Source organism: Pedobacter sp. KLB.chiD (genome assembly GCF_047040275.1).
In the GTDB taxonomy this organism is placed as follows: Bacteria; Bacteroidota; Bacteroidia; order Sphingobacteriales; family Sphingobacteriaceae; genus Pedobacter.
On record NZ_CP178207.1, the window covers coordinates 2,632,080 to 2,656,946 of the forward strand.

A 24,867-nucleotide genomic window follows, 5' to 3' on the forward strand; every position below is an offset into this window, starting at 1 on the left:
TCATCATTACAAATGAATATGAAGATATTTTCAACAGGATTATTAACTACGGGATTTTTAGTGCTAACCGCGATATTCGGTTGCGGATCCTCCGAATCGAAAGTAAAGCCCGGGAAAGAAAAAGAATCAGCAATTACAACCTTCGATCTTAAAAAAGAGAGACTGTCTACCAAACTGAGTTTACCAGGCGAATTAATTGCTTTGCAACAAGTAGATCTATACGCCAAAGTGAGCAGCTTTGTAAAAACCTTGAAAGTTGATATCGGTTCAGAAGTAAGCAAAGGGCAGCTATTAATGACTTTGGAAGCACCTGAAATGAGTTCGCAACTGGCCGCAATGCAATCGCGTATAAAGGCACAGGAAGCCATTTATACGGCGAGCAAAGCAAATTATAACCGTTTGTACGAAACCAGCAAAACCCCTGGAACAATTTCTACAAACGATCTGGACCAGGCGATGGCAAAAAAGAATTCAGATTTAGCGCAACTTGAGGCAGCAAAAGCAGCCTATAAAGAAGTAAGCTCAGTTCAGGATTATCTAACCATCAGGGCACCATTCAGCGGAATTATTTCTGCGAGAAATGTAAATCTAGGTGCCTATGTGGGTCCGACAGGTAAAGGTTCTGATTTACCCTTATTTACGCTACAGGATCAGAAAAATCTGCGTCTGGCAGTCTCTATTCCCGAAGTTTATACCGGTTATTTAAAAGCTGGCGATGAAATTAGTTTCACGGTAAAATCTTTGCCCAGCCAGACTTTTAAAGCTAAAGTAAAACGTTTATCGGGCGCCTTAGATTTACGCCTGCGCGCTGAGCGCATTGAAATGGATGTACCAAATACATCGAAAGTTTTACTGCCCGGAATGGTTGCCGAGGTTAATATACCGCTTCCAGCCAATTCAAGTACGTTTACCATCGCCAGGAAAGCCTTATTGGATACGAGTGAAGGATTATTTGTGTTAAAAGTAGTCGATAACAAAGCGGTTAAAGTAGCAGTTAAGAAAGGCCGGGAAACCGAGGACCGGGTAGAAGTTTTTGGTGATTTAACAGAAGGTGACAAATTAGTTGCAGAACCAAACGAGGAAATGCACGAAGGAATGACGATTAAACCTTAACTTTACCTGTATAAAGCACTTAAACTATGTTGTCGAAAAACCAAGAGCTTTTAACCCTTCAAAAAAAAGAAACATTAGAAGATTTTTATAATAAATTAAAAATCACCAGACCTGAAATTCCTACACCAAGTCTGGGAATGATTAATGATATCGGACATTTTAATGTTTTTAACCGGGGTAACGTTTGCAGTAATATCCCCTCTGCCTTTAGCCGGAGGGACTTTTACAAAATTTCGTTGATTATTGGCAATGGAATTTTGCATTATCCCGATACACAAATCGAGATTAAAGAAAGGGCACTATTGTTTACCAACCCAAATATTCCGTACTCCTGGGAAAGTACCTCACCAAAACCTGCTGGTTTTTTTTGTTTATTTACCGAGAATTTTATCCATAGCCGTAATGAAACCATCCGCGATTCTTTGCTGTGGCGCATAAATGATAGTCCGGTTATCCATATTGATGAAGAACAGGAAATAACATTAAAGGATATTTTCTGTAAAATGATGAAAGAAATGGATGGTGATTACATCCATAAATACGATCTGTTGAGAAACTATGTACAACTTATTGTTCATGAGGCATTAAAAGTTAAACCGCAGGATGTTGTTTTTAGACAAAATAATGCATCCGTACGTCTAACATCATTGTTTCTTGAATTATTGGAAAGGCAGTTCCCAATTGGCTCTACGGAACACATTTTGGAGTTAAAAACCGCACATGACTTTGCTTTGCGCCTGCTGGTACATGTAAACCATTTAAACCACGCCGTAAAAGAAGTAACAGGCAAAACCACTTCCGAACATATTTCGAGAAGGATAGCCAAAGAAGCAGTAGCCCTGCTTAAACATACAGAATGGAACATTGCACAAATTGCTTACTGCCTTGGTTTTGAATACCCGGCAAATTTTAATATATTTTTTAAACGTCAGATGCAATGTACGCCAAAAGTTTTCAGGACAAACTAGTAGTAACGGATACTACTAAAGACAGCTCGTCAGCCTGAGTTTATTTCAGGGTCTTATCCTGAACAATCTAATGATTTCCGCTAACGCTCGTTTCTAAAGGGCGTTGAATAGTATATCATTTACAATGATAAAATCGCGTAACTATTGATGCACTCGTTTGGAAACGAGCGCAAACATGGATGGGGTGCATCCGCCAGAAATTACGAACTAGAGGCGTCATCTCGACTGGAGCATAGCGAAATGCCTGCCCGTACAGGCGGGGAGAGATCTATCAAGAGAAATTCAATCACTTACCCCCACTATTCATCCCACCCATTTATAACTTCATTTAAATCGTTCCAATCCTTATTAAAATTATTAATTAGCGTTTCTTTCTTTAATCTACTCCATTTTTTTAATTGCTACTCCCTATTGATGGCCTCTTCGATCGATTGAAAATCCTCGTAATAAACACAATAAATCAGATTATACTTAGCAGTAAAGGAATCAAGATAAATTTTATTTTGATGATCGTAAATACAGCTTCTTAGATCGGAAGTTACGCCAATGTATAATGTCGTTCTTTCATAGTTGGTCATGATATAGATCCATCCTCCGAGTTCCATGTCTATGAATTTACAAACAAAATCTTTATTCAACTAAAAAATACCTTCATTAGATTAAGTGTAATGAGTATTCGTCGGGTGCAGAACGGAAAAATCTAACATAATAGATTTCTCGACTACGTTGCACTCCGCTAGAAATGACGGAGCTAGGGTAATTAAGCTTGAAATAACGATCCTAATAATTCATAACCACAACATTATCACCCCTATCACTGTCCAATACATATCCATAAGGATCGATTGCTACTGTTTTTGGCTTATGGTCAACAATGATTGACAGTTTGGTTTTATGCTGATTGATATAAAGTTTTTGTGCATATAGTGGTTTGGTGTCAGCTTTCCAGTCTATCTCCAATTGATCAAAACAAGCGAGATCAACCTCAAGATCTGGCAACTTTCTACTACCTTTACTGAAACTTTCTGCGTCTACCAACAGATCAACCTGATATTTTCCGTTTTTTAACGGTTTACAATCGACTACTTTTACACCAAGATTGTAAGTCACAACTTCATTAAAACAATCGTTGATAAACTTTTTATGTTTGGGCAGCGCCAGCTTTAAGAATGCATTTAGCAGATCTGCAGTTGTTGCTCTAGGCTTAGGGTATTGGTGTTCCACAATGAGTTGATGCAATGCTGTATTAAATTGCTGTTCCCCCATCCTCTCTTTAATGGCATACATCACCAATCCTCCCTTTTGGTAATGTACATAAGGCTGATCCAAAGTTTTGGCCAAAGGCAATTCTTCTTGATCATTATTCCGGTTCAAAAAGTAGAGGTCCCTATCGTAAGCGAGATACCTTCGCAAATACATTTTACCAAAAGTCTTTTCAATCAGTATATTTTCGGTGTATTTAGCCAAAGATTCTGTAAGCATAGCGTGCCCTGCATCATCTGCAGGAACCAGTATATTTCCCCACCACTGATGTGACGTTTCGTGCGCAGCGATTGCATAACCTTGATTAATAGCACCTTGATTATAATTACCCAGAAAATTAATATGCTCTGCACTGAAAATCAAACCTGGATAAGCAGTAGCAGCACCTTTATATTGTGGAATTTCGGCAATGGTTAATTGTTTAAACGGATATTTCGCAAAATGCGCGTTACCATAATCTAATGTATTTCTGAGTGCCTGAAACATACTGTTTAAGTTATATTCCTGTCCAGGCTGATGATAAATATTTAAATCAATGCCCTTATACTTTTCTCTTTTCAACGCATATTTTGCACTGCTCAGCGCAAACATAAAATTAACCGGGCCTGAGGTTTTATAGGTAAAGTATTGACGATTATTGGCCCTCCAACTCCGCTGCAAGCCACCAACGGTAATGACCTGTTGATCGATAGCGGTAGAAATGGTTGTTTCAAAGTCCACCAGCTGATAGGTATTGTTAAATGGTAGCTGCGAGGCAAATTCAGGCAGACCTGCTTTTTTCCGTTCCTGTTTGTCATCACTTTCAAAGTGATAACAATAACCCAACTGCGGTATAAATTTTTCTAACTCGATATAAGAACCGTTCTCCACGATCGAATTCTCTGTATCAAAGGTTGTAAATCCATTCCTGATCACCTCAACAGAAAAATTCACCGCGATTTCCTGATCAGGTTGCAAGGGCGTTTTGAGCTCCAGAAACTGTTGATTAAAAACTTCATCCCTTTCATTTCTTTTAATCCCAACGGTGTTTACGGAAAATGAGTATACAGCAGGGTTAACATTAATCCATATTTTGGAAATTGGCTTTCTTGTTTCATTTTTAAGCAAATAAGTTCCTTTAACAGTATATTTCCCTTCACCTGGATATAAATCCACATCAGTTTTAACTGTTTTGATAACAGGCTGAGGGAGATTAGCCAGCGATTTATATTTCTGCTCGTAAGCCAGTCGCCAATTTAATTGGGCCTGTTTATTTTTGTATTTACCAACGATATTCGTTTGATGGTAAATAAATGCAGCACAGGAAATCCAGATCAATAATGCCGGCACTATCATCCACTTATATTTCTTCAAAGTCGAACCCATTGATCTGAAGCTGGCTTTAATCTTTATTTCAGCTAAACGCTGCCATAATCCAACGGTTAATACAGCAATAACAGTTGTAAAGGCCAACCAGTAAAGCATATACCAGTTAAACGCATGGGTATAATATCCAAAACCATTAAAATAAGAATGTTGAAGATCCGGGACGGTGGCAAAGCGAAAAAGATAATGTTCCAGGCCAAACCGCTCGGCGTAAGTGATCAGGAAAACGATCATCATATTCAACAACATGCCCAGGTATTTGTTTGTACTTAATGTCTGAATAAAAATAATAAGCACTACAAAAAGCAACAAAGGAAACGCGCTGTAATAGTATAACGATAAATATGATGACCATTCGATCCTGAAATAACCATGGGTAAGTTGCAGAACAATACCGATTCCAATATTTAAGGTTACAAGTACAAACACAAGTCCGAAAAGGCTCAGGGTTTTTGCCATCCATAGTGCCGAATTTGGAACAGGACTACTGTAAATGAGTGAATGGATATTGACGGATTTTTCCCTGCAAATACTTTCTGAAGCATAAAAAATAATAAGGATCAACGCGAATTTCATCGGGCGCATCTCTTCGATGATAATGCCTGTTGCCGGATAACTGTGTATGCCATAAACACCACTAAAAAGTCTGTCTTTCAGCTCTACGCCAAATAAAAATATCCACAAAAACAGCATAACCATGAGCGGAATATTTTTAAACAGGAAGAGCATTTCTAATTTGAGTTGGGCTTTAAACGTCCTGAAAAAGTAAGAAAAACCACTTGGCAAAACCATTAAAGCACGATACGACACCAAAGCCACATGTTCCGTTTGGTCTGTTTTAATTTTTAACTGTTGCTGTTTCGTTAGCCTGAAATTGAATAAGCGATAGCTCATCACAATTAGCACACCTGTTAAACAAGCCCACAAGATCCTGTTGAATAAAAACGTACCTTCGAAAGAAAACAACTGCCGATTACGTTCTATATTAGTCCATGTTCTGGTTTCGCCAAAAAACGAAGCCAGTGCAAAGGGATCTAACAGTAAAGGCAAAATATCATCACTGCCTGCTTTCAATGCTGAAGTGGCCAGCAATGGAGAATTTCCGAATATCGAAGCCAGCATGTATAAGATGTAAATCAATACGCCTACTACGTAAATGGCCCTGATACTTTTAGTTAATATAGCGGTACAAAACAATGCTCCCGATGCAAACAATATGTTAGGAAAAGCAAAAACCAAAAGTGGCTGCAAAAAATAGTTAATATTAAAAGGTCCTAAATGACCGGCGTCGACAAAAAAGCAGCCAATAAAAATCCCGAGAACGACGAATATATACAGACTAAAAACAGTGAAAAGCAATCCGAAAAACCTGACACCAAAATAACTTGGTTTATTAACAGATGTAGTAAAAATAACAGATTCCATCCTGAACATCGAATCTCTCAATACCACATTTGCACAGAATATAGTCCCCGAAAAGATGGAAAAAAGTGAAAGCAATGCGATAATATTGGTGATAACATAAGGAGAATTTTTATGAACTTCTTCCCCACCAAAGCCACCCCGTACCACACAGAAATACCCTAAAATAAAAAATAAGAGCGCTGCTACTTTGAAAGAAATCTGTCCAAAATGGTATTTCAGTTCAAACTTTAGTAAATCCGGTATCATAACCTTACCTCCGTTTGTTTATTGGCCACGCCAAATAAGGAAGAAAAATAAACCTCTTCCAAACTGGGGTACACCGATTCGAAACCCACCGCGGGAAGTTGTTCTGCAAGTACGAATACATGCAATTTACCTGACAGAATTCTAGTAGAAATCACATTAAATGCCGATGAATAAAAAGTTAAATCCACCTTATCAATTGCCTTACGCCAGATTTTCCCGTTCAGGTTTTGGGTTAATTCGGTGGGTTTACCCTGTAAAATCAGTTCACCCCTGGCCATCACGGCCATTTCAGCACAAAGATCATTTACATCCTCCACAATATGGGTAGACAGGATCACGACACGATTGGTACCGATTTCACTCAACAGATCATGAAACCTGTTCCTTTCCTGTGGATCCAGCCCTGCGGTGGGCTCATCTACAATAATTAATTGTGGATCTCCCAATAAAGCCTGGGCAATACCGAAACGCTGCCGCATGCCACCGGAAAAAGTGCTGACAGCGCTCTTCCTTACTTCAAATAAATTGGTCTGCTGCAGCAATGAAGTCACCTGTTCCCTTCGTTCAATCTTATTTTGGATTCCTTTTAGAGTTGCAAGATGATTTAATAAGTCTATAGCGGAAATATCAGGATATACGCCGAAATCCTGTGGCAGATATCCCAATTTGTTCCGCATCTCCTGAGGATTCTGCAACACATCATTTCCATCAAAATGAACCTGACCGGCATCTGGGAGTTGTAAAGTAGCAAGCGTACGCATCAGCGAAGATTTGCCTGCGCCATTTGGACCTAACAAGCCAAACATGCCATTTGTAATATTGAGGGTAACATCATCAAGGACCATTACCCCGTTTTGATAAGATTTTGTAAGTTGCTGTATTTTAAGCCGTACCATATTAAATAAGTAAGATGGTTGCAAGGTAAAAACACGAACGGATAGCCTGATCATTTAAGTGACGAAAGGATCAAAAGCAATGACTAAAGGAAATAATTGGCGTCAAACCGCTTTCATCAGCAAAAACAGGCCTTTCGTCATTAAAGTTTAAGCATACACTGGCGCAGTTGCAAAATAAAAACAGTAATTATATTAATATAAAATGATGACTTTAGTGAATGTATTTTCAGGTTTGGAAAGCAGGTTCCTGTACTTTTGGGTTACCGTAGTCCTGCGCTACACTTTACTCGTTGCACTCGTGCCCGTTCCGGTCAGCTTTATTTAAATCGGGCTGGTGCAGGTATCTGCGGTTTACAAAACAACTTTTTAATTACCAATACTTCGTAATCAGCGTTTCCGCTGCAAACACCTACATTAGCATGCGTGCGCAAAATAAAAATAACCTTCATCATCAAAAACAGACCTTTCATCATTTAAATTATAACCGGTTCCCGATCTTTTCTAATTTTAACAAAATGCAGCCCACTAAGAATTTCAGCTATAAATACCAGGATTTCTTCATCTTCGCTGGTTTATTGCTTTGGGTAGCTATTGCTCATGTGCATAGCATTAAGGCCAATGCGTGGGGCAATTATGCAGGCAACATTTCAGTATTAGGCCTTTGTCTGCTACCCGTGTTGGCGTTTTCTTTTTTTAAACCTGTTCTTAAAGACACCTTAGCCGGCAACAGGCAGTTTAATACCTGTTGGTTTGTTAATTTTATTATCCTGTTGCCTATTTTTGCTTATGCTGCTTCATATATCAAAATCGGGGTGCTACACACTTCTGATATCACCCTTACGGCCATTGCAGCATTTGCGCTTGAACTGCTGCTTCTGATTAATCAATATTACCAAAGAAAAGTACGGCACATTAAATGGATCAGAAAAATCGGATTGGAAAATGCAGTGTTCATATCTATCATTTTAATTGCTGCAACCATTTCCGTAATGGCGGTATCCAGTCAGGACAACCCACTTTATCAAAGAAAAGGCTTCCGCCTGGTGGGTTTCGAATTCGATATCCGGATGCTGATCCACAATTTTGGAACTTTTCTGACTTTCTTTTCACAGTTCCTGATCATGTATCTGAGCGGTTATTTGCTTTTCTTTATCAACAGCCGCTATCTGGTACCTAAAACACTCAAAAATAACGGTTTACTCATTTATCTGTTGAGTGTAGCGGCTACCGTAGCCCTGCTTTATCCGGTATTGGCCCAGCTGCTTATTTTATTACCCATAAATACCGTATTTGGCAGGAGCATATTCGAAAGCAACCCATTTGAACTGGAAAATGCCTTTGGTGCCTTCGCCATTATGCTCATCAGTTTACCTGTAGTATTGGCCCTGCAATGGGGCAAACAGAATAACAGAATCCTTTCTTTAGAAAAAGAAAAATCGCAACACGAACTCGATTTACTGAAACAACAGCTTAATCCTCATTTTTTCTTTAATACGTTGAACAACCTCTACGCTTTAAGTTTGCAGAAATCGGATAAAACACCTGAAAGTATTTTACAATTATCAGACCTGATGCGCTATACGATTTATAATGGGCAGGAAAAAACCGTTAAGCTTTCGCAGGAAGTGAATTATATCCAGGATTATATTCAATTGCAGCAAATACGTTTACAAATCCCTTTACATTTTGAATTTGAAAAGCAACTTACAAACGATCAAATCCATATTGCTCCCCTTCTGCTGATCGTATTTGTCGAAAATGCATTTAAACACGGTATCGAACCTGCGGAAGACGAAGCTTCTTTGAAACTATCACTAACGGTTACCCGTAATACACTCTTTTTCTCCTGCCAAAACTCCTTTGTTCCGGAAGAAAAGACCAATTACAAAGGGATTGGGATTGATAATTTAAAAAAGCGACTCGAATTACTATACCCTAACCGCTACACCTTGCATATCACCTCAATTGATAATATCTTTAAAGCAGAACTTAAACTCCGGCTAACATGAGCTTACGTTGTTTAATAATAGATGATGAACCGCTTGCACATGGGGTAATAATGGAATACGCAAAAGATATTCCTTTTATTAATATCATTGGCCATTGTTATCGGGCTACAGCAGCATTGGATTTTTTAAGTCAACAAACAGTAGATTTAATTTTTTTGGATATCCGGATGCCCAAACTAAACGGTTTGGATTTTTTAAGAACCCTGGCACATAAACCTTTGGTAATCATCACCTCTGCATACGAGGAATATGCTTTAGCGGGTTTTGATCTGGCCGTTTGCGACTATCTTTTAAAGCCTTTCAGGCTGGATCGCTTTTTAACGGCAATTAACCGTGCGCTTGAATTGCATAACCTTAAGAAGCAAACAGCCAAACCTATTGAAAAAACACCTTCAAAAAACAATGGACAAATGTCTATCAAGGTTGATAAAAAGCACATTCTGGTTAAAATTGACGAGATACAATACCTGGAAAGCCTTGGCAATTATGTGAAGGTATGGAAAGACTGCATTTTTTTTCTCACTCCAAAAACGCTTGGCAGTTTTGAAAGCCAGTTGTCAACAGATTTCGTCCGCATCCACAAGTCCTTTATTCTGAACAAAAGATATGTCGACTATTTAGAGGGCAATACCATTGTACTGAGGAACGGTCAGGAAGTTCCTGTAGGTAAAAATTACAAGGCAACGATTAAACAATTGCTTGATATAACGGACTAGAAATCATCTGCGTTCACTGAAGTCTGATTGAACAGGCAAGGGCAATATTCGATCTAAAAATTTATATTTACCCTCCAACAATTTTATTTCCATGCAGAATTTCTTTCCCGCTCAGTACTCCACTTTATCAGCCGCTGCTTTAAAAAATTATTTAATTAAAACTTATCAGTTAGAGCAGTCTACAACATGCCGCTTACTGATCAGAAATGTGAGTGACACCTATATCCTCGAAAATCTGAACCAGAAATATATCTTCAAAATTTACCGTGATGCCCACCGTAAACGCAATGAAATTGAAGGTGAAGTTGAATTGCTGAACATTTTAAATGCAAATGGAAACTCAGTTGCCTATCCAATCAGGGACATAGAAGGAAAACAGATCCAGCAGTTTAATGCTATTGAAGGTTTAAGAAATGGTGTATTGTTCTCATTTGCCAGGGGAAAAGTAATTTTAGACCTGGCAGACCGGCATCTTATTCAGCTGGGGCATGATATGGCTAAATTGCATCAGAGTGCCTCATCAATAAAACTAACTCATCCACGCCCGATCTTTAATTTCGAAACTACCTTGTTTGAGCCTTTAAAAGATCTTGAACCTCATTTTGCAGAAATGAAAGAGGAATATGCATATTTGAGAAACATCGCAGAAAAAGTAGTTCAAAAATTTGAAGAATTCAATACCTCAGCTTTTGGTTATGGTTACTGCCATTATGATTTCTTCCCTAAAAATTTTCACTTTGATGAACACGGGAAGATTACTTTCTTTGACTTCGATTTTGCCGGAGAAGGCTACCTGATTAATGATTTGATGTCTTTCCTTAATCATTATTTCTTCCATCAACAGAGCAATTCAATATCCAGAGAGCAGGCTGAAAAGGACTTTGTTACGTTTTTAACGGCTTATCAGCAAGTGAACCCTTTAACGGATGACGAATTGCAAGCCATTCCATATTTAGGTATTACCTTTCATATTTTCTTTTTAAAGTTCTTTTATGATCATTACGATGATTGGTCGAATATTTTTTTAACTCCCAGATATACCAGACACCGTGTAGCGTTGATAAAAAAATGGGAAGAAATGTATTGTAACTTTTAGGCAATCCAGCTTTAATGTCGACAGGCTTTTTTATCTTGTATCATAATCAAAGATGAATAAGAATGGATCAGAAAATAATTAACCTGTATGATGCTTATACTCACAGCCAGCTAAGCAGAAAAGATTTTATGAAAAAGCTGGTTATCCTGGCGGGTAGCACAGCTTTGGCTATGACTATTCTGCCTATGCTGGAGAATAATTATGTTGCTGCTGCAGATTTTAACAGCGATGATATCGAAGTGGAGAATATTACTTACACGGGTGTTGATGGTGAAATGAAAGCCGTTTTAGCTAAGCCAAAAAGTAAAAAGAATTTGGGTGGCGTATTAGTTATTCATGAAAACAGAGGTTTAAATCCACATATTATCGATGTGACCAAACGTGTTGCTGCCGAAGGTTTTCTGGCTTTGGGAGTTGATGCCCTTTCGCCGCTTGGCGGAACCCCTGCCGACGAAGATAAAGGACGCGAGCTGATCAGCAAATTGGATCCCGAAAAAAACCTTCAGAACTATTTAAGGGGACTTGACTATCTGCGTAAGAGAAAAGATGGCAACGGTAAAGTAGGATGTGTCGGCTTTTGCTGGGGCGGCGGAATGGCCAATAAGTTAGCCGTTAATGATCCTAAACTACAGGCCGCCGTGGCTTATTATGGCGCACAGGCCAATGCTGCTGAAGTTCCGAAAATTAAAGCGAGTTTAATGCTGCATTACGCCGGTTTGGATGAAAGGATTAATGCCGGGATTCCAGCTTATGAGCAGGCTTTAAAAGAAAATAAAATTAATTACAAAATTTACCTCTATGAGGGAGTAAATCATGCCTTTAACAACAATACTTCACCAACCAGATATAATGAAGCCGCAGCAAAACTCGCCTGGAGCAGAACGATTGATTTGTTTAAACATAAACTGGCGATATTGACAAGGTAAATCCTTTATTGGTGCCCAATCTCTTATAATTAATTCCGTCACTTCGAGCGGAACATAACTTTTACCGTCATTTCGAGCGGAGCGCAGCGAAGTCGAGAAATCTTTTAAAGATGCTATCACAAGTTCAATTCAAAGATTTCTCCATTCCGCTACCAATGAAAAATTGGTAAGCTTCAGTCGAAATGACGATCGCCCTATAAGTTCTTACCGGACTTGCTACCTTCCGATCATCCGTCACTTCGAGCGGAACATAACTTTTACCGTCATTTCGAGCGGAGCGCAGCGAAGTCGAGAAATCTTTTAACGATGCTATCACAAATCCAATTCAAAGATTTCTCCATTCCGCTACCAATGAAAAATTGGTAAGCTTCAGTCGAAATGACGATCGCCCTATGAGTTCCTACCGGACTTGCTATCTTCAAATCATCCGTCACTTCGAGCGGAACATAACTTTTACCGTCATTTCGAGCGGAGCGCAGCGAAGTCGAGAAATCTTTTAAAGATGCTATCACAAGTCCAATTCAGAGATTTCTCCATTCCGCTACCAATGAAAAATTGGTAAGCTTCAGTCGAAATGACGATAGCCCGATAAGTTCCTACCGGACTTGCTACCTTCAGATCATCCGTCATTTCGAGCGGAACATAACTTTTACCGTCATTTCGAGCGAAGCGTAGTGTAGCCGAGAAATCTTTTAAAGATGCTATCACAAATCCAATTCAAAGATTTCTCCATTCCGCTACCAATGAAAAATTGGTAAGCTTCAGTCGAAATGACGATCGCCCTATGAGTTCTTACCGGACTTGCTACCTTCCGATCATCCGTCATTTCGAGCGGAAAATAACTTTTACCGTCATTTCGAGCGAAGCGCAGCGAAGTCTAGAAATCTTTCTTGATAGATTTCCAGTGGTAGAAACCAACCTAAAACAAATCCGTCTTCAACATGGCCTTCAAAATATTCGATTGCACATCAAAATTATTGAGGTGGTTGAGGAAATTGATATCTGATATTTTAGCATAACTATCTTCCAATAATTGAACAACCTCATTTGGAATGGCCGTTTTTAAAACCGCAGCGTTGCTTTTCAACTTATCATTTTTATATTGTAGTTCCTGCACAATCCGTTCCCGCTCCGAAAGGTTGTTCGTCATGTCCAGGTCTTTCAAAATGGTTAAATCACAGAACAGGAACAGGTTTCTGCCAGGAAAAAACAAATAATAGTAGTCTTCATCTAAAAATTTGTAAACTTCAATCACCAGTTCACCTGATTTTAAACCAATATAAAATTCAGTCCTGAAATCGTTCTTGCACAGCTTGCCCATCAGTTTTTTCTCGATGGTTGCGTAAACGTTGGTATATACCTGTCTATCTTGAAAATCAATCAGTTTAGAAAATTGATCTGTACTAAGATCGAAATAAAAATCGTTGGCATATTTAGAACTAAAAACGTTGATGTTTTTTGAAAATGGAAAATCTGAACTCAGCTCAGACAATACACTAAATAACTTCCGCAGCGATAAATTAATTTTAAGCGACTGCTTGTGTTTATCCTGCTGAAAATTTTTCTGATCAACAAACGTACCCGCCATTCGGTCGATCAGTTCTTCATTCAGGTCAATTTCATCATAGATGAGCGATACGTTTTTCTCATTGCTCTTTTTAATCTTCCTGAGCAACTCGATTACGCTATCGGTAAATTGAAGATGGAAAAGATCTAACTTTTCGATCTCCAGTTCTTCATTATTGGCAAAAAGTTGATGAATAACCTGGCTCCGTAGGTAAATTTTATAAATTACCTCATCATTAAAAAACACAGAGAGCAACTGTAAACGGTTGATCTCTGCGCTTGATTTTTTGAGGATATTTAAACGGTATTCATCCATATTTTAATTAATTCACCCTCGTGACGTTCTTTTTCAGCTCTGCTTCCAGCGTTTTAAGTTCGCCATCTAATACTCTTCTGCTTTGTGCGCCTGCTTCGTGGATCTGTTTTACCTCGTTAAGTGTTTCGATCAACGATGAAGTGGTTCGTTTCAGGGTCTCCAAAGATACGACAGTTTTTTCATTCTCTTTGGCTACATCAATGCTGTTTTGCTTCAGCATCTCTGCATTTTTCTGTAAAATGGTATTGGTGGTATCCGAAATTTTCTTCTGCATTTCTACATTAGCTTTCTGCCTTTGTAGAGCAACCGCAATAGTCAATTGATTTTTCCAAACCGGAATGGTGGTAGAAACAATTGATTGTGCTTTTTCTGCGATCGAAGTATTATTGTTCTGCACCACACGGATCTGCGCCAAAGATTGCAGCATAATGAAACGCACAATCTTCATATCGGCCAGTCTTTTATCCAACCGGCTGATGAAATCCCTCAAGTCAGCAATTTCATAATCCTGATAATCGGCCGGCCGGCCTTCCATTTCGGCTAATTTAATACTCAGCTCATTGTACTTTAATTGTCCGGCAATAATCAGTTCTTCCATCTGGTGGATATAACCAACATTGCTATCGAACATGGTTTGCAGCGAACTGTTATCTTTAATTGAATTTAACCTTCCAGCTTTAATTTTGTTGGTAATTTTATCAATATTATTGACCACCACATCATATTTCTGGAAAAGTTTCTTTACATCAACCACTAAATTTTTCAGGAACGGAATTTTGGAGATAAAGCTCTTAAAGCCGCTCTGCTCCAGTTCAGATACATCGATATAATTCAATTCGGTTAACAGCTCGTTAATTAAACCACCAACTTCGCCACTGTTATAGGTACGTACAGACGATAAAAAATCGTTGCTGTATTTTTCCATAGAGTTTTGGGCATCGCTTCCGTAATTCAGGATCGAATTTACATCCGATGGTTCTAACGATTTGCCGATTTCCTGGTATTTAGCCGTTTCTTCAGCTGTTATTTTTTCAAGGTCAACATTTCCATCCTTATCCAGCTTAACCGGGGTAAGGGCTTGAGTAACGTTTGTGTTGGTTTCCATAGTTTAATCAATTACCAGCTTTTAAAGCTTATAAATAGTTTTGAGTTACGGTTTTAACGGTATCTTCCAGTTTTCTATCTCTGGTTGGTTCGCCAATGGCATTGAATTTCCATTCGCCGTTTTTCTTATAAAAAACACCCATTACCATTGAGACGTGGCCTTTAAAATTGGCCCCGTTAGCAATGTCGAATTTGGCAAACACCTCGTTAACACGTTTAGTGGTGCCTTCATAAATGCGGATAGAAGCAAAAGGAATTGTACCAAAATCGTGACCTCTAAAGCTGTTCAGAACAAATGCAACGTAACTCACGTTGGCATCCAGTTGTGAAAAATCAATGGTGATAATTTCGTTATCTAAACCATCATCGCCCCCCATATCCCCGGTCAAATCGTCGCCGCTGTGTTTTACCGAGCCATTTTTAGATTTAAGGTTGCCAAAATAAACGACCTCTAAAAGCTGTTTGTTTTCGTTATATAACGCACAGCTTGCATCTAAATCTACTGCCTCTTTTGATGATCCGAAGCCAAATAAACCCTTCTTTTCAATTGCACCCCAGTTTATCCCAACACAAGCCTGCTGAAGTGTGCTTCCATTGCTTTTTTCCAGACTGATGCGCTGTCCTTTTTGAAGATTGATTGCCATAATATTATTGATATTTATTTAAATAATCCTGTAAACCACCTTTCATCCCTACGCCAACAGCTTCAAACTTCCATTTGCCCTCGCGTTTGTAAATCCTGCCGAATTCTACTGCGGTTTCAATAGAGAAATCTTCTTCTAATTCATATTTTAAGATCACCTCGTTGGTTACGGCATCAAAAATACGGATGAAAGAATTTCTAACCTGACCGAAGTTCTGTCTTCTGCTTTCTGCCTCATGGATGGTTACTACAATACACATCTCATTTACCTTTGAATCGGCCTTAGTCAAATCAATTTTGATCTGTTCATCATCACCATCACCATCGCCGGTTAAATTGTCGCCGGTATGTTCTACTGCTCCGTCTGGTGAAACCAGGTTGTTGTAAAAAACAAAATTTTCGTCAGAAATAAGTTTTTTCTGATCATTTAAGATAAAAACTGATGCATCTAAATCGAATGCAGAACCTGTTGAAGAGCTGTTGGTATCCCAACCTAAACCTATTGTAAATTTAGGTGCATCGATATTTTCCCGCTGCCCCTTTTGCAAATTAATAGCCATATTTAAATTAATTTATAGTTGTTGTTTTTGATATAGTCTTTTATAAGATGTAAATTTTTCGAATAGGATTCTATCGTATGGTAATTATTCCCAAGCGAGAGATCGTAAAGCCGGTTGATAAAATCAATAGTCCTGCGTTCTAGAAAGATGGTAAAACTGCTCGAAGTCGTATTTAAAATGTATTTTACAATACGGGTATTGAACCTGAAATTGCCACTATCGATAATCTCTTCCAGATCGAAAATAGATTTGACCTGATGGTAATTCAGGAAGTTTTCTATATTCGGATGGATGTTTTTATTAACCAGTTCGGCAAAATAAAGCATGTGCATTTCGTTTTTTAAACCATATTCTTTTGCCATTTTTAAAATCATCCGTTCATGGCTCCCGGTAATCCTGATATCATCCAGAAATAAAAGTGTTTTACCGCTAAGAAAATCCTTATCAATGTGGAATGAATCATTACCGATTAGCGACAGCCTTTCTTCAGCACTTAATTCGCCATAATCTTCCTTATAGGTAATGGTTCTATGCACTTTTGTTTCCTGTACGGCTAGACCGCCATTTTCGACCAGCCAACGGTTGAGCTGGCAAACGAAATAGTTCTTCATGGCAAAAGTTGCCGTTGGGATAAAGCTATAGGGACTTGAAATAACTACGATCTGATCGGTAATTAAATTATCGGCCAGGTAGTATCTGATAAAGCCATCGGCAAGATCTTTTCCAAAAGATCGGGCTACCAGATCGTCGCCAAATTTAAAGCGGCTGTAATCATCTGCATTAAAACCGAAATCGACTGTATTGTCTATTTTATGAAGAGAGAAATTATACGGGATCATAGAGTAGGTTTAAAATAGATAATTTATTGGAATTGATGAGCATACTGTTAATTCCTATTGCTTGCGCTCCACGGATATCAGCATGGGGGTTATCTCCAACATGAATAACGTCCGTTAATAATAATTCAGGATGTTTTTTTCTGTCGATTTGATCGAACATCAACTGAAAAAAGCCCACGCTGGGTTTAGACATGCGCACTTCATCAGAATAAAGCTGAAAATCGATAAACTGGCCAATCCCTAAATGTTCAATTACTTTTTTTAAGGTTTTACCTTTAATAAAACCGGTGTTACTTAATATGTTGGTAGAGCAATTTCCTGAGTCTTTGATCTTGGCCAATACTGCTAAACAATGATCACAGTAAAGTTGCGGCATATGGTTAAATACGATCTGCTCCATATCCTCATCAAGCCTTTCGAGATCTATATCGTTAAAGTTAAAATCGTGATCATTGATCATACTGATGATCATTAAATACATTTCATCAGCGTCAACATTTTTACCAGCTTTTTCATTAATGGCATTTACCATCAAATCTACCTGACGGAAAGTTATGGCAATTTCGTCAATGCTTTTATGCTTGCTGTTAAAATTCCTGAAAAAATACTGTACCCGTTCCTGCTTGTAAGTTGGATTGGATTTAATCAACGTTAACCAAAGATCAAATGAGTAGTGTTTGTAAAAAGCCATTGCCCTCTATTTCATAATCTGTTTAATAAGTTCTAATATTACAAATTTGATTGTATAATCAGAAGCGGTTGATTGTAAGATTTATAACAGATAAGCCCGGGCTTATGATTTATCCAATACGTCTTCGGCTTTTTCAGCGATCAAGACATCGCTTTTGTGTTTTTTAGGATAGTTGAACAAAAGGGAGGTTAATACGGGTGTGATAAAAATGGCAACGGTGAAAACAGATACAAAAAGATCTGTTTTTTCCCCTTCAATGGCATGAGAAATCGGCGATTCGGGATAAAAATGCGTAAATATGGAGGAGGTAAGTTTAATACCCAAAACACCAATTACAATAAAGGCAACCGTTTCTAAAAAGGTAAATTTTTCCATTAGTTTTACAAAGGCCTGTGCCACAAATCGCATGGCCAAAATCCCAATAAAAACACCTATATAAATTAACCAGATATGATCGGTAAAAGCTACGGCCGCAAAAACATTATCAATGGAGAAAGCTAAATCCATCACCTCTACCAAAGCAACTGTAGCCCAAAAATTGCCAACTAAACCAACTGTAGATTTATAAATCCAGCTTTTACTTTTATCTACTTCCTCCTCTTCCTCATTCTTTTTACTGTTCTTTTTTCTAAAATAATCGAAAGCCAGGTATAAAAGGTATAAACCGCCAAGTGGTTTTAACCACCAGATTTTTACTAACCATGCTGCCAGAAATAAACAGATCCCTCTGAAAACATAAGCACCGATAATGCCATATTTTAATGCTTTCTCTCTTTGCGATTTCGGCAGATCCATTACCATAGTTGCCAGAACGGCAGCATTATCAACCGATAATAAACTCTCTATTACAATTAAATTTAAAATAATTAATAGTCCAGCTTGTATATCATCACCTAAAATTGTGTGCAAAAAATCCATGGAGCGATTGTGTGTATGTTTTAAATTAAAATTTTAGTTATAAACAAAGAAACAAAATTTTATCATCTCTGCTATTTATATTATTGTTTTATTGTTAGAACGACAGTTATTAGAATTGTTACATATCCGGAGCCGAATATTATTGAGCAGCATCTAATTGATAAATGACACCATTATTCCCCGCCAGTAAAACCGCCTTACCTCTTTTTGCCTTTTGAACAGCATTAAAACTCTTATCGGAAATGTGTTTCCAGTTCAGACCACCATCGGTAGAAATATCAGTGCCCGAAGTACCCGTTGCTATTAAAGTCTTCGCATCAATATAAGTTACACCCGATCGGAAACCTGAAACCGGTGTAACCGACTTTTGCCAGGATTTGCCCCCATCATTTGTTAACAGCACATTATTGGCATTTTCTTTATCCTTTAAATAGTTACCGCCAACGGTTATACCTGTTTTTTCGTTAAAAAAATCAATGGAGAAAGGGCCTGTGCTTCCCTCACCCTGCAAAATCGGGCATTTAAACACTTGCCAGCTTTTTCCATAGTCAGGAGAAAAGTAAATATTCGATACCATACCACCAGTTGCAACCCAGGTTTTACCTCCCGGTAATGTTTTAATGGTGGTTCCGCTGGCGGCAAAACCAGCTTCGCCTTTAGCCAGACCAGCTTTCAAATTGGTAGAAATATCCTGCCAGCTGTTACCGGCATCAATGGTTTTAAGCAATTGCATTTTATCATTTATGGGATCTCCAAAACTGATTCCTCTATTTTTATCCCAAAAGCTTAAACCATCCAGAAATATTGCCGAATCTATATTTTTATAATTTTCCGTCCAGGTTTCACCTCCATCGATGGTTTTTAAAATGAAGGCCGGAGAGGCAATTCCCACAATAATGGCCTGTTTATCGTCGAAAGCTTCAATATCCCTGAAATCGATTTTTTCGTAACCTTTCGGGTTTACCCATTTCCAGGTGACGCCACCATCAGTGGTTTTACCAACCGTTCCGTTACTTCCGCTTACCCAGGTCACCTGATCTGATACCACACTTAACCCACGTAAACTGGTTTTGGCCCGTTCATTTAAAGGCTTTAAAGAATACGACTGCGCAGCGCAAAAAAAAGGTGCCAATAAAAGGCACCATATTATTTTCTTCATTGATAACTTATTTTACCCGTCTAAAAGTTTCTGATCTTCCTAATAGCGAGATCCCAACATATCCGCGGATATTGAGTACATCAGCGCTTTTTAAACTCATGTTACAACTATAGGTTTTACCACTCTTCGGATCGTAAATTGTCCCGTCAGTCCACTTGCCATCATCATAAACAAAATCTTTTAATATTTCCAGATTGAGCAAAGGGCGTTTCTGCAGATTTGCATTAGGGTTTTTGGCATCCAGTTTAGGTTTACCATTGAGGTTTGGTTCTTTCATCCAGGCCAGTTTTCCATAGAATTTATCACCTTTTTTGTAGATTTCTATTTGTCCTTCACCTGATGGATTAAGCCATTTGCCAATAATTGCATCTTTATTCTGCGCAAAAGCAGAAAATGATATGGCTACAAAGAGTAGCATCAAAAATGGGAACTTTCTCATATTTTTTTTATTTCTAGTTAGTTTTTAAAGATAATCATTACTCCTGATATCGAAACAGTAAATAAAGGGAAAAAGTATGAGAAAGTTTTTAAAACTGAAAATTATTTGGAAACTATGGGCAGATACTTCGCCCGATAGGCATAAAAAAGGAAGAAATTAATTAATAACATTACGCCTGCCATAGGTAAGTCTTTCGGACCTAAAAACGCATGATAAAGAAAAATGTTCAGGGTAACCGGAAAAATGATGAGTGCGGCCAATGGTGCAGTACGGTTAATCAGCAGGAGTATCCCCCCTATTAACTCGGTAACCTTAATTAAAGGCATTAAATAAACAGATGCCATTACACCCGACATAAATGTGGTTTGAGCTGCCGACATGGCCGGAGCCTCTTCTGGCATTAAATTAAAGAAAAAGCTCACTGAAGCGAAAAGATACATGGCGGCCAGAAGTACGCGTACAACAATTACTGCTATTTTCATAATTCAAATTGGTTTTTGATAGATATGTTAAAAATAATTAAAGTTATTGAATGATTAATCGACAAACAGACTTTGTTCTACCACTAATCTTTGACTTAGGACTCGGGGCTACAGACTTTGGACGCTAAACCCTACATATAATCATAGTTCACCATCCATTGAATACCGAATTTATCAGTGGCCATGCCAAAAAGTGCATTCCAAAACGTTTTTTCCAACGCCATAGTTACGGTACCTCCCGCTGACAGGCTATCAAATAAACGCTTAGCCTCGTCTTCACTGGCAGCATCAACTGAAAGTGAAATGCCTGTGCCAAACGTTGCCGGAGGAGTCGGATTGGTGATATCGGTACCCATTAAAATGTTACCGCCAACGGGTAAGGCAATATGCATCAATTTTTCCTGATCGCTTATTGACATGCCCTCGCACCCCGGAGCATCTTTAAAACGTTGCACCACCAGAAATTCGCCACCAAATACCGACTTATAAAAGTTGAATGCCTCTTCAGTATTGCCATTAAAATTCAAATACGTGTTAAGTGTTGCCATTGTCTTTCCTTTTAGGGTTTTAGTTATTATTTGTTTTTTTTATGTCCTGATTAAAAATAGTCGTCATGATGTACTTATTTATGGATCTATTTCAGAGCATGCTAAAACATATCCAGCATGACATTATAAAGAAATTTTTGTCAATTTTACATCCATCCAATGGATCCAGTTTTTGCCATCAAATTGTTCCCATTTGCCTTCAATGGTATATGTTTTAAAATTTCCTTTAAATCTTTCCGAATCAGCAAATATTAAAATGATGTCATCATAAATTTTAAGGGTAGATATTGAAATACGTCCTTCGTTATCAAAACATTGTGAACGGAACACATCCTCCATATCATCGTAATGGGTAATTTCTAAAGTGCGGATAGTTTTATTTCCAAACATCACATCAGCCTGATGCCTTAAAAAGAAGCCACCATCAACCCACTCATAGGTATCTGCACCCTTAATTACCTCTCCTGATTTTGTTAAACCATCGGTTGTCCATTTGCCGATGTATGGATTTAATAGGTCAAGCTTGCTGTTTCTCATAAATTGACAGTTATTCATCCTGTAAGCATGATGAATGTTATATTTAACTTGCAGTAAAGTTAGTGCTAAATTCAAATGCATTTCATTGCCGGAAAAGTCAATCTTAAGGGGCATTTCAGACAAATTGTATATATTTATGATACCTAAATTTTAACCAAATGATGCAAGTTGGTATTTTACTGCCCCATAACTTCAGACTACTAAGCGTAGCAGCAATTTTAGATGTATTTGATACCGTAAATGGTTTTTACATAAAAGACGGGCATGAAGCTCCGTTTAACCTTAATTTAATCACCCTCGACAATCATTGTAATAGCTTTAGCGCACATCCACACCTACCTTTAGAGGATACAGGTCAGTTGGAATTAATCTTAATCCCCTCGTTTGCCAACCCTGATATAAAAGATTGTATCCACACCAACAGTGAATACCTCCCATGGTTAAATAAACAATATGCTGAAGGGGCCGAAATTGCCACCTTTTGTACCGGTGCATTTTTACTGGCCGCCTCGGGATTGCTGAATGGCAAAACGGCCACTACACATGTAGATGCATGTGCCGCTTTTTCTACTGCGTTTCCATTGGTGCATTTAAAGGCTGATAAAACAGTAACACAAGACGGCAGATTATTTACCAGCGGCGGCGCTACCTCTACTTTTCATTTGTTGCTGCACCTCTTACAGCTTCATTGCGGAAAAGATATGGCCATTAAAGTAGCCAAGATTTTTGCCATTGATATGGACCGCGTAAACCAGTCTTATTTTAGCACCTTTCAGCCAGTGCGCCACCATAATGACATACTTGTTGCTTCTGCTCAGGAGAAAATTGAAAATAATTATCAGGATGTAGCTACTATTGAAGAGATGATCAAAGATATTCCTTCCAGCAGAAGAAATATAGTACGCCGCTTTAAACAGGTAATTGGGATTACCCCTATTGAGTATCTTCAACAAACCCGGATCGAAGCCGCTAAAAAACTGTTGGAGCAAACCACACAGCAAATGACAGAGGTTATTTACAACTCGGGGTATAATGATCCGAAAGCATTTCGGAAAGTATTTAGAAAATCTGTAGGGATGACACCATCACAATACCGGGATAAATTTCAGCCAAAATAAAACTTACCTAAAAGCTCAAACAGGCTGATATAAAACTATACAATTAGTTTTCAACACCGGAAATTAATTTTGTTAATAATTAACATCAAATAAATTCACAGGAATATCATATTAAGGATAACTTAACGTTATAATTACACTAACCAAATAACAAACTTTATGAGCACATTCCTTTTAGTTACGGCGGTATTTTATATTATCTCTTTTGGATTAATGTTATACTGTTATTTTTCCGCTGAGCAAATTCCCAGCGATGATGAAAAATTTTAATTAGCCTATCTCCGTCATCCAAGTTAGCCTCTCCCTTAAGTAAACATCAACTTTTTAGAGAAACCTATAAATGTCTTTCATCAAATCTGCATTCAAGATTGATCAACAATAATTTTATTTACCAGCTAGCCATTTGATTAAGTAGGGAGCAGCTCCTGTATACCATAAAACTGCAGCAATTAAAAATATAGCAATGAGAATCCATAATATCGGCCATCCTTCAAATTTATGCTTAGATCCCGGTGTATAAGGAGCATGAAGGTTATTATGGTCACTGTCCATCCTTTCACCTTTTTCTTTTGGTTTTGGATTAGAGGTATTGCTCATAAAATATTCGGTTAGTATGCAAACTTAAACTATAAACCAATAAATATCAAAAATAAGTTTCAACATTCTAAAGCGTTGGCGATCTATAAACGGCTAAATTCATTATCAAGATAAACAACAAACCATATCCGCAGTAAAATATTGTTTAGGCTGCCATACTTCAAATGCGAAGTGATATATACATCGACACCATTAACAGGCCTATTGTTTAGAAAACGCCTATTGATATTTAGATATTTTTTGCCCGTTGTTTCACTGAAATATTATGGAACTGATAAAACCAAAAATCAAAGCAAATTCTTTAATGGTTAGGTTATTTCCGGTCAGCAACTTACAGGCTAACCCTAACCCTCTCCTCGGTCTTTGTCCTTACAAACCGAAGCTAAAATGTTATTTATTGGTTATACCATAACAACGTACGATTTTGAATTTATTAAAACCTATTAAAATTCTAAAGGCATTTAAGAATTCAGCATCACAGGCACTGATAGACCACTATTGATGAGATTTACTCAAAGGAATGAAGAATTTCACTTCCGCTTCCTTTCTGATAAGTATGCATGCCACAATATCATGGTAGCAATGGTACGATAAGGTTTATATCGATCTGCCTCCAATAACACTTCTTCTCTAGTCACTCTTGCCGCCAAGCCTTTTAATTTCTTTAATGAGTTTACCGCAGCCAGATCCCCAACCGGGAAAATATCCCTATGGTGCAACATAAAGATCAGGTAGATATCAACGGTCCAGTCACCGATCCCTTTGATACTTTTAAGCTGGTCTCTAATGGTCCGATCATCCATTTTATCCATTTCGCTTAATGGCAATACTCCGCTAACTATATTTTCGGCCAAATGGCGGGCATAAGCTGTTTTTTGTCGACTGAAATAGCAATCTCTTAATTCCTGATCGGTAAGCAATAAAAACCTTGCAGGCGTAACCACTTTAATTTTTTCTTTCAGCTTATTCAATGCGGCCAGTGCCGAAGCCAAAGAAACCTGTTGTTCCAAAATAATATGCACCAAAGATTCGAAAGTGTTTGGCCGCGACCAAAAGGGCGGATAACCGTATTGATCCAAAATCAATTGTAAATCCGGGTGAAAGCTGCCTAATAAATCGCAAAGCTGATGATAATTCGTCTGATCAAATTTTTCGAACATAAAATGTTTTATTCAAATATCTTGAGGGTGTTTCATAAAAAATTGGTTGCCGTGAGTGAAACATTGGCCAATAGCATGCAATATAGCTTTATTCCTGCGCAAGTTTGGCATTCGGTATGGGAAATGAATCACGCCAAAAATCAACCTGAGAAAACGGGAAAAACCAA

24 protein-coding genes are annotated in these 24,867 nt (G+C 38.1%); 7 read left to right on the forward strand and 17 right to left on the reverse strand.

The annotated features are described in order from the left end of the window. Nucleotides 1-12 precede the first annotated feature (12 nt). Both ACK1I8_RS10740 and ACK1I8_RS10745 read left to right on the forward strand, forming a co-directional pair. Complete coding sequence (locus ACK1I8_RS10740) at nt 13-1,113, forward strand: efflux RND transporter periplasmic adaptor subunit (RefSeq protein WP_412469318.1); 1,101 nt, start codon at nt 13-15, stop codon at nt 1,111-1,113. 26 nt (nt 1,114-1,139) lie between these two features. Then, nucleotides 1,140-2,081, forward strand: a complete 942-nt coding sequence (locus ACK1I8_RS10745) for a helix-turn-helix domain-containing protein (protein WP_412469319.1) — start codon at nt 1,140-1,142, stop codon at nt 2,079-2,081. 401 nt (nt 2,082-2,482) lie between these two features. Here the strand turns inward: ACK1I8_RS10745 and ACK1I8_RS10750 are convergent, their stop codons facing one another. The 3 genes from ACK1I8_RS10750 to ACK1I8_RS10760 all read right to left on the reverse strand — a co-directional run bounded on the left by ACK1I8_RS10750 (nt 2,483) and on the right by ACK1I8_RS10760 (nt 7,276). After that, entirely contained in the window at nt 2,483-2,686 is a 204-nt protein-coding gene (locus ACK1I8_RS10750; protein ID WP_412469320.1) for a GIY-YIG nuclease family protein, read from the reverse strand. 175 nt (nt 2,687-2,861) lie between these two features. Then, complete coding sequence (locus ACK1I8_RS10755) at nt 2,862-6,380, reverse strand: ABC transporter permease/M1 family aminopeptidase (protein ID WP_412469321.1); 3,519 nt, start codon at nt 6,378-6,380, stop codon at nt 2,862-2,864. Continuing rightward, nucleotides 6,377-7,276, reverse strand: coding sequence for an ABC transporter ATP-binding protein (locus ACK1I8_RS10760; RefSeq protein ID WP_412469322.1), 900 nt, complete (start codon nt 7,274-7,276; stop codon nt 6,377-6,379). Before ACK1I8_RS10760 ends, ACK1I8_RS10755 begins: the two co-directional genes overlap by 4 nt. A 419-nt stretch (nt 7,277-7,695) precedes the next feature. On the opposite strand from ACK1I8_RS10760, the gene ACK1I8_RS10765 reads away from it, so the two are divergent. The 4 genes from ACK1I8_RS10765 to ACK1I8_RS10780 all read left to right on the forward strand — a co-directional run bounded on the left by ACK1I8_RS10765 (nt 7,696) and on the right by ACK1I8_RS10780 (nt 12,023). Beyond that, nucleotides 7,696-9,285, forward strand: a complete 1,590-nt coding sequence (locus ACK1I8_RS10765) for a sensor histidine kinase (protein ID WP_412469323.1) — start codon at nt 7,696-7,698, stop codon at nt 9,283-9,285. Then, nucleotides 9,282-10,001, forward strand: coding sequence for a LytR/AlgR family response regulator transcription factor (locus ACK1I8_RS10770; RefSeq protein ID WP_412469324.1), 720 nt, complete (start codon nt 9,282-9,284; stop codon nt 9,999-10,001). Before ACK1I8_RS10765 ends, ACK1I8_RS10770 begins: the two co-directional genes overlap by 4 nt. A gap of 91 nt (nt 10,002-10,092) precedes the next feature. Further along, nucleotides 10,093-11,097: a phosphotransferase enzyme family protein gene (locus tag ACK1I8_RS10775; RefSeq protein WP_412469325.1), complete on the forward strand. Its 1,005-nt coding sequence runs from the start codon at nt 10,093-10,095 to the stop codon at nt 11,095-11,097. A gap of 62 nt (nt 11,098-11,159) precedes the next feature. After that, nucleotides 11,160-12,023: a dienelactone hydrolase family protein gene (locus ACK1I8_RS10780; protein ID WP_412469326.1), complete on the forward strand. Its 864-nt coding sequence runs from the start codon at nt 11,160-11,162 to the stop codon at nt 12,021-12,023. A 919-nt stretch (nt 12,024-12,942) separates the two neighbouring features. Here ACK1I8_RS10780 and ACK1I8_RS10785 read toward each other — a convergent pair. The 12 genes from ACK1I8_RS10785 to ACK1I8_RS10840 form a co-directional block, all read right to left on the reverse strand. Next, the gene (locus tag ACK1I8_RS10785) at nt 12,943-13,905 is read right to left on the reverse strand and encodes a hypothetical protein (RefSeq protein ID WP_412469327.1); all 963 of its coding nucleotides are present in this window, start codon (nt 13,903-13,905) and stop codon (nt 12,943-12,945) included. Between the two features lie 7 nt (nt 13,906-13,912). Further along, complete coding sequence (locus ACK1I8_RS10790) at nt 13,913-15,010, reverse strand: toxic anion resistance protein (RefSeq protein ID WP_412469328.1); 1,098 nt, start codon at nt 15,008-15,010, stop codon at nt 13,913-13,915. 28 nt (nt 15,011-15,038) lie between these two features. After that, nucleotides 15,039-15,653 (reverse strand): TerD family protein, encoded by a 615-nt coding sequence (locus tag ACK1I8_RS10795; protein WP_412469329.1) that lies wholly within the window; start codon nt 15,651-15,653, stop codon nt 15,039-15,041. 4 nt (nt 15,654-15,657) lie between these two features. Next, complete coding sequence (locus tag ACK1I8_RS10800) at nt 15,658-16,212, reverse strand: TerD family protein (protein WP_412469330.1); 555 nt, start codon at nt 16,210-16,212, stop codon at nt 15,658-15,660. Nucleotides 16,213-16,214: 2 nt separating this feature from the next. After that, nucleotides 16,215-17,051: a phosphoribosyltransferase family protein gene (locus ACK1I8_RS10805; protein ID WP_412469331.1), complete on the reverse strand. Its 837-nt coding sequence runs from the start codon at nt 17,049-17,051 to the stop codon at nt 16,215-16,217. Then, the gene (locus tag ACK1I8_RS10810) at nt 17,038-17,742 is read right to left on the reverse strand and encodes an HAD family hydrolase (RefSeq protein ID WP_412469332.1); all 705 of its coding nucleotides are present in this window, start codon (nt 17,740-17,742) and stop codon (nt 17,038-17,040) included. Before ACK1I8_RS10810 ends, ACK1I8_RS10805 begins: the two co-directional genes overlap by 14 nt. Nucleotides 17,743-17,844: 102 nt before the next feature. Further along, on the reverse strand, nt 17,845-18,660 hold the full coding sequence (locus tag ACK1I8_RS10815) for a TerC family protein (RefSeq protein WP_412469333.1): 816 nt from the start codon (nt 18,658-18,660) through the stop codon (nt 17,845-17,847). Between the two features lie 139 nt (nt 18,661-18,799). Further along, nucleotides 18,800-19,819: a WD40/YVTN/BNR-like repeat-containing protein gene (locus ACK1I8_RS10820; protein WP_412469334.1), complete on the reverse strand. Its 1,020-nt coding sequence runs from the start codon at nt 19,817-19,819 to the stop codon at nt 18,800-18,802. Nucleotides 19,820-19,826: 7 nt separating this feature from the next. Then, on the reverse strand, nt 19,827-20,258 hold the full coding sequence (locus ACK1I8_RS10825; protein WP_412469335.1) for a DUF2147 domain-containing protein: 432 nt from the start codon (nt 20,256-20,258) through the stop codon (nt 19,827-19,829). A 101-nt stretch (nt 20,259-20,359) separates the two neighbouring features. After that, nucleotides 20,360-20,740, reverse strand: coding sequence for a DoxX family membrane protein (locus tag ACK1I8_RS10830; RefSeq protein WP_412465403.1), 381 nt, complete (start codon nt 20,738-20,740; stop codon nt 20,360-20,362). A gap of 131 nt (nt 20,741-20,871) precedes the next feature. Then, complete coding sequence (locus tag ACK1I8_RS10835) at nt 20,872-21,288, reverse strand: VOC family protein (protein WP_412465404.1); 417 nt, start codon at nt 21,286-21,288, stop codon at nt 20,872-20,874. Between the two features lie 123 nt (nt 21,289-21,411). After that, on the reverse strand, nt 21,412-21,825 hold the full coding sequence (locus ACK1I8_RS10840; RefSeq protein ID WP_412465405.1) for a hypothetical protein: 414 nt from the start codon (nt 21,823-21,825) through the stop codon (nt 21,412-21,414). A 158-nt stretch (nt 21,826-21,983) separates the two neighbouring features. On the opposite strand from ACK1I8_RS10840, the gene ACK1I8_RS10845 reads away from it, so the two are divergent. Beyond that, nucleotides 21,984-22,943 (forward strand): GlxA family transcriptional regulator, encoded by a 960-nt coding sequence (locus tag ACK1I8_RS10845; RefSeq protein WP_412465406.1) that lies wholly within the window; start codon nt 21,984-21,986, stop codon nt 22,941-22,943. A 384-nt stretch (nt 22,944-23,327) separates the two neighbouring features. Here ACK1I8_RS10845 and ACK1I8_RS10850 read toward each other — a convergent pair whose 3' ends face one another. Further along, the gene (locus ACK1I8_RS10850; protein ID WP_412465407.1) at nt 23,328-23,540 is read right to left on the reverse strand and encodes a hypothetical protein; all 213 of its coding nucleotides are present in this window, start codon (nt 23,538-23,540) and stop codon (nt 23,328-23,330) included. A gap of 530 nt (nt 23,541-24,070) precedes the next feature. After that, nucleotides 24,071-24,700 carry a DNA-3-methyladenine glycosylase family protein gene (locus ACK1I8_RS10855; RefSeq protein WP_412465408.1) on the reverse strand — a complete coding sequence of 210 codons (630 nt, stop codon included), beginning with the start codon at nt 24,698-24,700 and terminating at the stop codon, nt 24,071-24,073. Between the last annotated feature and the right edge of the window lie 167 nt (nt 24,701-24,867).